At 54.1% G+C, this 12,142-nt stretch carries 9 protein-coding genes; 3 read left to right on the top strand and 6 right to left on the bottom strand.

Annotation, left to right across the window (positions count from 1 at the left end; all coding sequences use genetic code 11):
* Positions 1-85 precede the first annotated feature (85 nt).
* A complete protein-coding gene (locus tag L2731_RS11190) occupies positions 86-622 on the top strand; it encodes a thioredoxin family protein (protein WP_041510768.1) in 537 nt (178 codons plus the stop codon).
* 54 nt (positions 623-676) lie between these two features.
* Here L2731_RS11190 and L2731_RS11185 read toward each other — a convergent pair whose 3' ends face one another.
* The 3 genes from L2731_RS11185 to rhlB all read right to left on the bottom strand — a co-directional run bounded on the left by L2731_RS11185 (position 677) and on the right by rhlB (position 6,187).
* Complete coding sequence (locus L2731_RS11185) at positions 677-3,655, bottom strand: TonB-dependent receptor (RefSeq protein WP_249253168.1); 2,979 nt, start codon at positions 3,653-3,655, stop codon at positions 677-679.
* Positions 3,656-3,947: 292 nt separating this feature from the next.
* Complete coding sequence (locus L2731_RS11180; protein WP_249253166.1) at positions 3,948-4,880, bottom strand: Ppx/GppA phosphatase family protein; 933 nt, start codon at positions 4,878-4,880, stop codon at positions 3,948-3,950.
* A complete protein-coding gene (gene rhlB / locus L2731_RS11175) occupies positions 4,880-6,187 on the bottom strand; it encodes an ATP-dependent RNA helicase RhlB (protein ID WP_249253164.1) in 1,308 nt (435 codons plus the stop codon). The genes L2731_RS11180 and rhlB overlap by 1 nt, the downstream gene beginning before the upstream one ends.
* Positions 6,188-6,358: 171 nt before the next feature.
* Between rhlB and trxA the strand changes: the two genes are divergently transcribed.
* Positions 6,359-6,685 (top strand): thioredoxin TrxA, encoded by a 327-nt coding sequence (gene trxA / locus L2731_RS11170; protein WP_041510764.1) that lies wholly within the window; start codon positions 6,359-6,361, stop codon positions 6,683-6,685.
* Between the two features lie 231 nt (positions 6,686-6,916).
* A complete protein-coding gene (rho, locus tag L2731_RS11165) occupies positions 6,917-8,182 on the top strand; it encodes a transcription termination factor Rho (protein WP_011864143.1) in 1,266 nt (421 codons plus the stop codon).
* Positions 8,183-8,232: 50 nt separating this feature from the next.
* On the opposite strand, the gene L2731_RS11160 is transcribed toward rho, so the two are convergent.
* The 3 genes from L2731_RS11160 to L2731_RS11150 all read right to left on the bottom strand — a co-directional run bounded on the left by L2731_RS11160 (position 8,233) and on the right by L2731_RS11150 (position 12,117).
* Positions 8,233-9,144 (bottom strand): LysR family transcriptional regulator, encoded by a 912-nt coding sequence (locus L2731_RS11160; RefSeq protein WP_249253162.1) that lies wholly within the window; start codon positions 9,142-9,144, stop codon positions 8,233-8,235.
* Positions 9,145-9,382: 238 nt separating this feature from the next.
* Positions 9,383-10,114, bottom strand: a complete 732-nt coding sequence (locus tag L2731_RS11155; protein WP_041510762.1) for a fumarate reductase iron-sulfur subunit — start codon at positions 10,112-10,114, stop codon at positions 9,383-9,385.
* Complete coding sequence (locus L2731_RS11150; protein ID WP_239852956.1) at positions 10,111-12,117, bottom strand: fumarate reductase flavoprotein subunit; 2,007 nt, start codon at positions 12,115-12,117, stop codon at positions 10,111-10,113. The genes L2731_RS11155 and L2731_RS11150 overlap by 4 nt, the downstream gene beginning before the upstream one ends.
* Between the last annotated feature and the right edge of the window lie 25 nt (positions 12,118-12,142).

The raw sequence follows: 12,142 nt of genomic DNA, 5'->3' as shown, positions 1-12,142 counted from the left end.
TCGGTGCAACTTAGATGATTGAATAGCATCAGAATGAAATGAATGCTCAATTCTGGTTTTTGTCTACGGGCCTGAGGTACTATTTATGACCAATAATATTAAAGCATTACTTGCCACCACAGCGCTGTTCTTTAGCACTCAGGCACTGGCAAATAATGGCTGTGCATTTGATGAGAAGCAGGAAGGCTTTATCGCCACCTGCAGTGAGGAGAAACAGGAAGTGATACTGACAGGCGAAGTACAAGCCCAGACCTTAGTCACAGAGCTTGACGATTTCACCCAGGGTTATAAGAGCTATCAGGTCGACGAGGCTGCCATCGCGCCAATCAAGAACCTGCAGACACCAACCGAGATCGTCGTCATCATTGGCACTTGGTGCCCAGACTGCCACCGTGAGACCCCGCGCTTTATCCGCATCATGGAAGCGGCCAACAACGCCAACATCAAGGTGACTTACATAGGCGTGGATCGTAAGAAACAAGACCCCGAAGGTCTGGCGGCCAAGTATGACTTTACCCGCATCCCAACCTTCATCGTGAAGCAAAATGGCGAAGAGATTGGCCGTATCGTTGAGCGTCCTGAAACCTCACTAGAGGTGGACCTGGCGAAGATCCTCAACTAAACCCGCTGCAATAAAAAAGGCCGCAAATGCGGCCTTTTTTGATCTTAATCCCGATTAAAAATCGTAGCGTATTGATGCACGTACATATCTTGGCGTCTGGAAGCTGTCGGCATAGCCGTAGCGAATGTTCTTATCGCCACTGTCTAGCTCATACTGCTCATCTACACCGGTAATGCCGTCGAAGTTAAACAGGTTGTACACGTTCAACTTGAAGTTCAGGCGTCCCGCGGTGTCGAAGTCCATGGTGTAAGACAGGTTCAGATCTATGTTGTAGACCCAATCTGTGCGCCCCATGCTACCACGCGGTGCCGCCTCGCCATTGGCGTAGAAAGATGAGGCGCCGTACCAGTCACGACCGTAACAGGTGCCGTCGATGGCGATCGCCTTCACACAGTAACCCTGATCTGCCGGATGCAGGCCGAAGGCGTTGATCGGACGACCCGATTGCAGGTAAGAGTTAAAGCCGACACTCAAGTCATCAGTGATGTGGTACACACCATAGAGCTTGAAGTTATGGCGTCTGTCGTTAGGCAGATAACCATCGCCATTATCCATCAGCTCAGGGTAGTCGAATGAGGTGGTCCAACCCGGATCGGCCTGCTCGTTGTCCGAGCGTACCAGACCCTCTGTGTTACCTTCACTCTTAGACCAAGTATATGAACCGTTGAGGGTAAAGTCTTCGGTCACGTTACCGCTAAAGCTCAGCTCGACCGCCTTATAGGTACGAGTCGCCTTAGGGAAGCCCATCTGATCTGCGGTCACGTTTACCGTTTCCTTCACACCATCGCCGTCGACATCATAGTGGATCTCTGTGCCTATGCCTGGGTTGGTTAAGGTTGGGAACCAACCACCGACGAAGTAATCTTCGGCGCTGGTCTCGCCATTGCCGGCATACCAGGAAGAATCGTAGTTTTCCTTAATCCACTGGTTCATACCATAGTTAAAGGACACGTCTTCAATCGACTGCTTAAGGTCGCGATAGACACCGCGAATACCCACGGCCCAGTCGTCGTTGAGCTGCTGCTGGAAGCCCAGGGCAAACTCATCCGAGTACATAGACCCAGCCTTGTTGTTAAACAGCTGGTCGGCATCTGGCACTGTGCCATCGGCCACCACGCGGCGAGAGATCTCATCCCCCAGGATTGGCGAGCCATCGGCATTCACACCATTAAGATGGCTGACGATGTGCGAATCGTAGGCGGCAGAGGCCATACGCAGGTTGGTGTTTGGCGATACCGGCTGAAAGTAACGGCCATAAGAGGCGTAAACCTTACTTGAACCGTCACCGATCACATCCCAGGTGACGCCTAGACGTGGGGCAAACTGACCATCGAGATCGACATACTTGTCGCCAGAGCCTGTAGTGTTGCTGAACTCGCTATAACGCACGCCGGCATTGACTGTCACAGTATCTGTGACCATCCAGGTGTCAGACACATACAGGGCGGTGTGCACGTTTTCTGTCTCACTCGCCTTACCCCAGATACGCAGATCCGCGTATTCCGTGCCTTCGGCCAGACCATAGGCGTTATCGGCACCTGCGGTGTAATACTCATACCAGCCGTCACCGTGCGGTGTGTAGAAGTCGGCGATTTCGAGGCGCTCATAGTCATAACCGGCGCGCAGCGTGTGATCGCCAATGACCCAGTCCAGGTCGATACGATAGGTAATACGCTTATCTTCTGTCTCGGAAGAACCATAGCCAACCCAGTCACCCAGACGCTGATAGCTACCGGAACGATAATCTTCATAGGTGGACTGATCTAGGGTGCCCGAGTTGTCCTTGGTGGATTGCGTGATCTCACCGTACATGGCCGACAAGGTGATGTCGTCGGTCAGATAACCTGTATACTGGGCGTTCCAGCCGATGCCGCCATAGGTGCTCTCGGTTAGGCCGATGGCATCACCACGGCTACCATCCTCTGCACGGCGATACTGAGTGCTGGCATAATCCCCTTCGTTGCTGAAGGCCATCACGCCAACTGAGTGATCCTCGTGAATGAACCAGTCCACCTTGGTAAACCAGCGGTTGGTATCCCACTCTTTGTCACGCAGCGTGGTCTCGCCATAGGCGGTCGACTCTTCGCCATAAGGGTTCCACAAACCGTAGAAGAAGAGCTTGTCTTCGATCAATGCACCCGAGGCCCAGAGGTTATATTCGGTTTCCTGCCAATAGGCATCTGAAACGGTTTCTATGCTGCCATCGTCTTTCATGCGCGGCATAGGTTCGGCCAGGGCATCGGGCGCGACTTCAGCCTTGGCACCAAATTGCCACTCGTTGTCACCCGACTTGGACACCAGGTTTACGACGCCACCGATGAAGCGACCATATTCGGCCGACACGCCACCTGTCTGCACCTCGGTTTGCGAGATGGCTTCCCAGGGCAGATCGATATCGCCCATGCCTTTACGTAGGTCGGTAATATTCAGGCCGTTAAGGTAGTAACCGTTCTCGGCCACCGAAGAACCGGCGATGGCCACGCCACCGAAACCGTTATCGCCCGCTACTGCGCCAGGGCTCAGCAGTGCAATGGAGGTGGAGTCTAACTCTACCGGTAGCTGGTTGAGCTCTTCGATAGAGATCACCTGAGAGTTAGTGGTGCTCGAGGTATCTACGCGGCTGATGCGGGCGCCGGTAACTGCGATGCGCTCCACTTCATTGTTCTGTGCATCCAGTGCCACATCGAAGGTCAAAGCATTACCCACGGTCACGGCAACGTGCTGCTCTTGTACCTGATAGAAACCATCCTTAACGATAGTGATAGTGTAATTACCGATCGGCAGACCCTTCAATGAGAAGCTACCGTTGGCGCCCGTAGTTGTCTCCTTGACTATGCCTTTGCTTTCGTGACGAATGATCACCTTGGCATTATTCACATCGGCGCCGACAGCACTTGTGATATGCCCTTTAATCGTGCCCAGACCATCGGCCGCCATCGCGGCTGGCGCGGACATCATAAGTACCGAACCGACAGCGATTGCCGCCAGGGTCTTTCTCGGGACAAAACGCTTAGTAGCGTTACTTCCTGACATAAGTTTTATCTCCCTTCTCTTTATTATTTTGCTGACGTTCGAGGCAATGAATTTAAGGTTTTATGGGTACAGCCCCCGAACGCAACAAAAACATAACACAAAAGACATATTTTATACAATCTTCAATATACAAAAGATCCTCATACAGAGCAGTCGAGAGGGCGACAGGCAATGGCGGATCACAAGCCTATGAAAATAATTAGATTATTTTGGTTTCGTTAAGAAAAGGAGGAGATATGCCGAAGGCGAAGGGCGTTAATTCAATGTTGGCCATCGCCAACCTAAGATGTCATTAGGCGGGTAAAACTCGCTGGGCAAGTTGATGCAGCACGCCTTCTCTCAGGGCGCCGCCGGAGAGGTTGAGGGACTGTATGTCGAGTAGATTAAACAGGGCCGATAAGATGGCTAAGCCTGCGGCGAAGGTAGGTGCGCGCTCGCTATGCAGGCCGCGAATGTCTCTCAGGCTCACATCTGTCTGCGCCAGCACCTCGCCCCTGAGATCACTGAGCACCGCCGGGGTGATGGTTTCACAGGCGCCGCGATCATTGAGTAGCTCCACCACAGACTGCACCGTACCCGAGGCGCCGACCACACAGTGCCAGCCATAATCGGTCAGCTGTCTGCGGTAATCCCCCAGGGCGGTTTCGACCTGACTCTGGGCCGCATCGAAATCCAGTTGCTGAAATGGGAAGCTGTTGAAGAATTTATCGTTGAAGGTGACGCAGCCCATGGGCAGGCTGGTCTTAAGCAGCACCTTATTGCCATCCCCAATGATGAACTCGGTACTGGCACCGCCGATGTCGATCACCAGGCGTCGCCCCTCGCCCTGGGTGGTTGCAACCATCCCCTGATAGATGAGCTCCGCCTCACGCAGGCCAGAGATGATCTCTATGGGTTGTCCCAGGATAGGCAGGGCGGCCTCGCAAAAGGCCTCGGCATTGCTGATACTGCGCAGGGTCGCGGTGGCGATAACGGCAATATGCTCGCGACTGACCCCGTCCTGGTCCAGCATCTGCGAAAACATCTGCAGACAATCCAGGCCACGGTCGAACACCTCGGGGCTGAGCACGCCATCTGCGCCTATCCCCTCGGCAAGGCGTACCTTGCGCTTATACTTGGCCACTACGGTCGGCTTGCCGGCACGGGTTTGCGCCACCAGCATGTTAAAACTATTCGAGCCTAAGGTAATGGCCGCATACAAGGGACTGACGCCAGAGTGCTTCATTAACTGTGTCTACGGGTCCTGTCGTGACGTCTTGGACGAGCACCTGGACGGCCACCCTGAGGTTTACCGCCACCCGAACGACCCGTTGGACGTGGCGAGTGCTTACGATGAATTCGCACCGGTGGCGGAATATCATCGAGCAGCGCTTCGCTGTCGTAGTTAGTCACAGGGATGCTATGTTGAATATAGCTCTCGATAGCCGGCAGGTTCAGGGCGTACTCTTCACAAGCGAAACTGACTGAGACCCCTTTCTGACCCGCACGTCCGGTACGACCAATACGGTGCACATAGTCTTCACAATCGTCGGGCAGGTCATAGTTATAAACATGAGACACGTCCGAGATATGCAGGCCGCGCGCCGCGACGTCTGTGGCCACCAGGATATCCAGCTCGCCCTTGGTGAACTGCTCGAGAATACGGATACGTTTCTTCTGCGGCACATCGCCGGTGAGCAGGCCAACCCTGTGACCGTCACCTTCCAGGTGGGCCCAGAGGTTTTCACAGCTGTGCTTAGTGTTAGAGAACACGATTGCCTTCTCAGGCCAATCTTCTTCGATCAGGCTCAGCAGCAGGCGCATCTTATCTTCCATCGACGGATAGAAGATCTCTTCGGTAATGTTCTTGGAAGTCTTCTCGCTTGGCGCGATCTCGACCTTCTCAGGATCATTCATATGATCGTAGGCCAGCTCCTGCACCTTCATCGACAATGTTGCCGAGAAGAGCATGTTCAGACGATCGTTGGCATCTGGCATGCGTCTGAAGAGGAAGCGAATATCTTTGATAAAACCGAGATCGAACATGCGATCGGCTTCGTCCAACACCACCGCCTGAATGGCGCTGAGGTTGATCACCCCCTGACGCACATAGTCTATGATGCGTCCCGTGGTGCCTATAAGGATATCGACCCCTTTATCCAACACCTTACGCTGTACTTCGTAGCTTTCGCCGCCGTAGACAATACCCACCTTCAGGCCGGTATGCTTCGCAAGCAGCTCTGCGTCCTTGGCGATCTGAATAGCCAGTTCGCGGGTCGGTGCCATCACTATGGCTCTCGGCTGATTGAGTTGACGTTCGTCGGGGATAGGTGTGGTTAGTAGATGATTGAAGGTGGCGACCAGAAAAGCCAGGGTTTTACCTGTACCCGTCTGCGCTTGGCCTGCGATATCTTTATGTTGGAGTAAAATCGGTAATGATAATGCCTGGATAGGCGTGCAATATTCAAAGCCGCTTTCGACTAGTGCCTGTTGTATCTCTGGATGCAGAGAAAAGTCGGCAAACTTTTGATTAGTTAAATGTGTTTCGCTCATAGCGCAAGCATACCAGTTAGGGTTGCAATAAGGAACTCGATCGTTTGAAATAACGGCTAATAAAAAAAGACCGTTGAAAGCCGCGAATAACTCTTGAAAAGCGAATTTCAGACCCAATATACAGGTTAAGCCATTAACAAACCAGCAATGGCACCCTAACTGGAGAACATCATGAGCGATAAAATTATTACCCTAAGCGACGACAGCTTTGAAAACGACGTTTTAAAATCAGACCTCCCAGTCCTCGTTGATTTCTGGGCAGAATGGTGCGGCCCTTGCAAAATGATCGCCCCTATCCTGGATGACGTTGCAGACGAATATGCCGGCAAGGTAACTATCGCTAAGCTAAACGTAGACCAAAACAACGCCTCTCCGGCTAAGTATGGCGTACGTGGCATCCCAACACTGCTTATGTTCAAGAATGGTGAGCTTGCCGACACTAAAGTAGGCGCCCTTTCTAAGACTCAACTGAAAGAGTTCATCGACGCACAACTATAAATGCATCGATCCCTATGACATTTTTGTCATAGAAAGTGATTCTCGACACAGCTTAGTCAAGTAATTGTGTCGAGGGTCGCTAAATTTCTAGACGCCCTGCTCCTATAGTGCTACTTTAATAACCAGAAACTTTCTCATTAACCACACCTCGCTATTTCGATTAATATCCAAACAACTTTATGCTATTAGTCCTAGAATAGCTTTGTCTCGCAATATACAAGACCCACCACAATGAATTTATCAGAATTAAAAGAGAAGTCGATTTCAGACCTGGTCATTCTGGCCCAGGATATGAAAATCGAGAACATGGCCCGAGCCCGCAAACAGGACATTATTTTCGCAATCCTTAAAGCCCACGCCAAAAGCGGTGAAGATATTTTCGGTGGCGGGGTACTCGAAATCCTGCAAGATGGTTTTGGTTTCCTTCGTAGCGCAGACGGTTCTTACCTTGCAGGTCCAGACGATATCTATGTTTCACCGAGTCAGATTCGCCGCTTCAACATGCGCACCGGTGATACCATTTTTGGTAAAATCCGTCCCCCGAAAGAAGGTGAACGTTATTTCGCACTACTGAAAGTCAGTGAAGTTAACTTCGACAAACCCGAAAACTCCCGCAGCAAGATCCTCTTCGAAAACTTAACCCCACTTCACGCAGAAGAACGCATCCGAATGGAGCGTGGTAACGGTTCGACCGAAGACATTACCGCCCGTATTCTCGACCTCTGCTCGCCTATCGGTAAGGGCCAGCGTGGTCTAATCGTCGCACCGCCGAAGGCCGGTAAGACATTGCTGCTGCAAAACATCGCCCAGAGCATCACCTACAACAACCCTGAAGTTGTGCTCATGGTACTGCTGATTGACGAGCGTCCGGAAGAAGTGACCGAGATGCAACGCCTGGTGAAAGGCGAAGTGGTTGCCTCCACCTTCGACGAACCAGCCAGCCGTCACGTACAGGTAGCCGAAATGGTTATCGAGAAGGCTAAGCGTCTGGTTGAACACAAGAAAGATGTCGTGATCCTGCTCGACTCTATTACCCGTCTGGCACGCGCCTACAACACAGTGATCCCATCATCTGGTAAGGTACTGACTGGTGGTGTTGACGCCAACGCACTGCATCGTCCTAAGCGCTTCTTCGGCGCGGCACGTAACATCGAACACGGCGGCAGCCTGACCATTATCGCCACCGCGCTGGTCGATACGGGTTCTAAGATGGATGAAGTGATCTACGAAGAATTTAAGGGTACGGGTAACCAGGAACTCCACCTGTCTCGTAAGGCCGCCGAGAAGCGCGTCTTCCCTGCCATCGACTTCAACCGCTCGGGTACCCGTCGCGAAGAGAAGCTGACCACACCGGACGAACTACAGAAGATGTGGATCCTGCGTAAAATCCTCAACCCAATGGACGAAGTCAGCGGCATGGAGTTCCTCATCGACAAGCTTGCCATGACCAAGACCAACGAAGAGTTCTTCACCGCGATGAAACGCGCTAAGTCCTAAAATCTTAAGACTTTAGCGATAAAGAAAAAGCCGCAAACATGCGGCTTTTTTTATACCTGCTCGGCGAGCCTCTGGGCGCGCTGAGCACAGCGCTGGCGCAGCTGATCCCTCAGGGTCAGCACCAGAGGCGTCACATGTTGCCGTCCTGGGCAGACGAGATAGAGATCGGCGCTCTCGCCACTGTACTGAGTCAGCAGTGGCACCAGGGCGCCGCTGGCCAAATCATCCGCCAGGTCCAGCGATGACTTATAGACTATCCCCTTGCCCGCCAACGCCCACTTGCGGGCCACCTCGGCATCGTTACAGGTGCGATTGCCCGACACCCTCACCCTATGTGTCTGACCATCGCGATAGAAGCACCATTGGTCGTGGGTCTTCTCATCTAACATGAAAAACAAACAGTTATGCTTCTCCAGATCGCTAAGGGTCTCGGGCCGACCATGACGGGCAATATACTCCGGTGAGGCGCACAAGATGCGCTGGGCCGAGCAGATCTTAAAGGCCACCAGGCTTGAATCTTTCGGGGTGCCGCTGCGCAGGGCGACATCTATCTTGTCGTGATAGAAGTTGGTCAGGCTGTCGGCCAGATGCAGCCTCAGCTGCAACCTGGGATATTCATCCATCAGGTGATCCAGCCAGGGCAGAATATAGTTGCGCCCAGCATCGGATGGCAGGGCGACGCTCAGCTTACCGGCAATCTGCGACTTGGCACAGGCCAGCGCCTGCTCGCCCAGGCGTAAGTCCTCCAGGGCCCGGCGACAATAGCTCAGGTAGCGCTCGCCGGCATCGGTCAGGCGCAGGCTTCGGGTGCTACGGATAAAGAGCACGGTATCCAGCTCCTTCTCCAGCCGCTTCAGACTGGCGCTGGCCACCGCCGCGGAGATCTCCAGCTCCACCGCCGCGCCGCTCAGGCTGCCACAGTCGGCGACCCGCACAAATAACAATAGATCATTGACCTGCATGATTTACTTCCCCGTCCTCTTACCGCCTCTCTCGCGAAGCTTCTCGTTTGTGAGACTCTCTTAATGAGCCCCTTTTTAAGAGCCCTTTTTTATTCGCTTCAGTTAAGCATAGACTGGCTAAAAACCTTACCTTTATCAAAATATTTTTGATAAAAGGCAGAGAGACAATAAAAAAGCCTGCATGGGCAGGCTTCTTTAGGTATTACGCAGACACTTTAGCGCTATCGGCTTAGAGCTTTTAGACCAAGGCGGTCGCCATCTTGCGTCTGAGGTAGGCGATCTGCTGCATATGGGGCAGATCCTTAGGGCAGTTGTCCTGACAACCCAGCAGGGTCATACAACCAAACACCCCATCCTGATTACCGATCACATGGTAGAAGTCTTCCACGCTGCGGGCATCGCGACTGTCGAGTTCGAAGCGGGCGATCTTCATCATGCCCACGGCGCCGACGAAGGTGTCGCGCATCTGCTTGGTGGCACAGGCCGAGACACACACGCCGCATTCGACGCAGCGCTCCAGCTCATAGAGCTTGGCGGCCTCCTCGGGATCCATGGGCGCCTCGATGCGATGAATGTCGACCTCGTCGTTTCTCGGATGCAGCCACAGCTTGAGACGCTCCGCCAGTTCGCGCATAAACTTGCCCGTATTGACCGAGAGATCGCCGATCAGCTCAAAGCCCGGCAGCGGCATCAGGGTGATCTCCCCCTTAGGATACTTGCTGGTCAGGGTGCGGCAGGCCAAGGTGGGATAGCCGTTGATCACCATGGCACAGCTGCCGCAGATCCCGGCGCGGCAGACGAAGTCGAACTGCAGCGAGGGATCCTGCTGTTCCCGCAGCATGTTGAGCGCGATAAACACCGTCATGCCCGGCGCCTCTTCCAGCTGATACTTCACCATCTTAGGCTTATCGTCCGGCACCTGAGGATCATAACGGAAGATATTAAAGGTTAGTGTACGACCCTGACTCATTTGCTCTCTTCTCCAAGCTGCTGACTGTTTCCGAGCGGCTTATCATGCAAACGCTCATTCTTCTCTCTAAGGGATTCTGGTACCTCGAACGGCATCAAGGCGTGCTGGCGCTCGTGACGATCGGCCTCTTCTCCCAGGTTACTCAAGATCTCGACGATCTGTTTCTCGCGCTTCTCGGTATCCGGATGGGCGATGGCATTGTTGATACCATAGCCACGATAGCCAGGCGGCAGCTCCATCTTCATCACGTCGAGCGCTTCATAATCCAGCTGCGGCCGCGTTGCATCGGCGCTCGGCCAGGAAGAAAGCGTGCGGTTGAGCCACTCTTTATCGTTACGCTGCGGATAGTCTTCGCGGGCATGGGCGCCGCGACTCTCGGTGCGCGCCTCGGCGCCGCAGGCCACCGTCAACGCCACCTTGATCATACGCTTGACCCTAAGCGCCTCCACCAGCTCTGGGTTGGCATGACGCTTCTTGCACTTAAGGCCGAGGTTACGCGAACGGATCAGCAAGGCTTCCAACTCCTCGACCGCCTTGGTCAGCTCGGGACCATTACGGAAGATCCCCACATAATCCATCATGATGCGCTGCATCTCGCGCTTAAGCTCATAGGCCGACTCACTGCCCTGGCCTTCGACTAGGCTGTCTATCTCATCGCGCACCTGAGCCACGAAACGCTCGGCCAGTGCGGTGTCTATCTCGAGTGTGTTCTCCTCGCAGAAGTCGGCGACATACTTGCCGATAATCATGCCGCCCACCACGGTTTCCGCCAACGAGTTGCCCCCCAGACGGTTGAAGCCATGCATATCCCAGCAGGCGGCTTCACCCACACTGAACAGGCCTTTTAGCTGAGGACTCTGTCCCTTGGCATCCGTACGTATACCGCCCATAGAATAGTGTTGAGTTGGACGCACAGGGATCCAATCTTCGGCGGGATCTATGCCGAGGAAGTTCTCACAGATCTCCTTCACCTCACGCAGGTTGGTCTCCACATGCTTGCGCCCCAGCAGGGTGATATCGAGCCAGAGGTGTGGTCCGTAAGGGCTATCGACCCCCTTGCCCTTGCGCATGTGTTCTGTCATGCGGCGAGATACCACGTCCCGCGAGGCCAGCTCTTTCTTCTCCGGCTCATAGTCGGGCATGAAACGATGGCCATCTTTGTCTCTGAGCAGGCCACCGTCACCGCGGCAACCTTCTGTGGTGAGGATCCCCACGGGCACGATGGCGGTCGGATGGAACTGCACCGCCTCCATATTACCCAGTGTCGCCACGCCGGTTTCCAGCGCCAACGCCTGGCCTATCCCCTCGCAGATGATCGCATTGGTAGACACCTCGTAGATACGGCCATAACCGCCGGTGGCTATGGTGGTGGACTTGGCCACATAGGCACGCAGTTCCCCCGTGATCAGGCATCTGGCCACCACCCCATGGCAACGCTTGCCATCGTGGATCAGCGCCAGCGCCTCTACTCTCTCGTGCACAGGAATGTCGAGTGAAATCGCCTTGTTGTCGACGGCATAAAGCAGCGAATGGCCGGTACCGTCTGCGGTATAACAGGTACGCCACTTCTTGGTGCCGCCGAAGTCACGAGCGTTGATCAGGCCATGGGCCTCTTCGGCCTCTTCGATGGTGACCTTCTCGGCATTCACCACCACCTGTCGTGGCCCCTTGGTGACTCGCGTCCAGGGCACACCCCAGTTTGCCAGCTCACGCACCGCCTTGGGCGCACAGTGCGCAAACATCCGCGCCACTTCCTGATCACAGCCCCAGTCCGATCCCTTTACCGTATCCTGGAAATGGACGTCTTCATCATCTCCCATGCCTTTGACGGTATTCCCCAGGCTGGCCTGCATGCCCCCCTGGGCCGCGGCCGAATGAGAACGCTTAGCGGGGATCAATGACAGCACCAGGGTATCCAGGCCGCGTTCCTTCGAGGCTATGGCGACCCTCAGTCCGGCCAGTCCTGCGCCCACGACTAAAGAATCGGTATATATCAGTTTCACACTTGCTCCTTACGAGGGATAAGAG

This window comes from Shewanella aquimarina (assembly GCF_023349185.1).
Classification (GTDB): Bacteria; Pseudomonadota; Gammaproteobacteria; order Enterobacterales; family Shewanellaceae; genus Shewanella; species Shewanella aquimarina.
Note: the sequence above shows the minus strand (reverse complement) of the source record. Positions and strands in the feature narration are given on the sequence as shown.

Coding starts and splice junctions, on each gene's coding strand:
- L2731_RS11190 (WP_041510768.1), top strand. CDS start 86: ATGACCAATAATATTAAAGCATTACTTGCCACCACAGCGCTGTTCTTT.
- L2731_RS11185 (WP_249253168.1), bottom strand. CDS start 3,655: ATGTCAGGAAGTAACGCTACTAAGCGTTTTGTCCCGAGAAAGACCCTG.
- L2731_RS11180 (WP_249253166.1), bottom strand. CDS start 4,880: ATGAAGCACTCTGGCGTCAGTCCCTTGTATGCGGCCATTACCTTAGGC.
- L2731_RS11155 (WP_041510762.1), bottom strand. CDS start 10,114: ATGAGTCAGGGTCGTACACTAACCTTTAATATCTTCCGTTATGATCCT.
- rhlB (WP_249253164.1), bottom strand. CDS start 6,187: ATGAGCGAAACACATTTAACTAATCAAAAGTTTGCCGACTTTTCTCTG.
- rho (WP_011864143.1), top strand. CDS start 6,917: ATGAATTTATCAGAATTAAAAGAGAAGTCGATTTCAGACCTGGTCATT.
- trxA (WP_041510764.1), top strand. CDS start 6,359: ATGAGCGATAAAATTATTACCCTAAGCGACGACAGCTTTGAAAACGAC.
- L2731_RS11160 (WP_249253162.1), bottom strand. CDS start 9,144: ATGCAGGTCAATGATCTATTGTTATTTGTGCGGGTCGCCGACTGTGGC.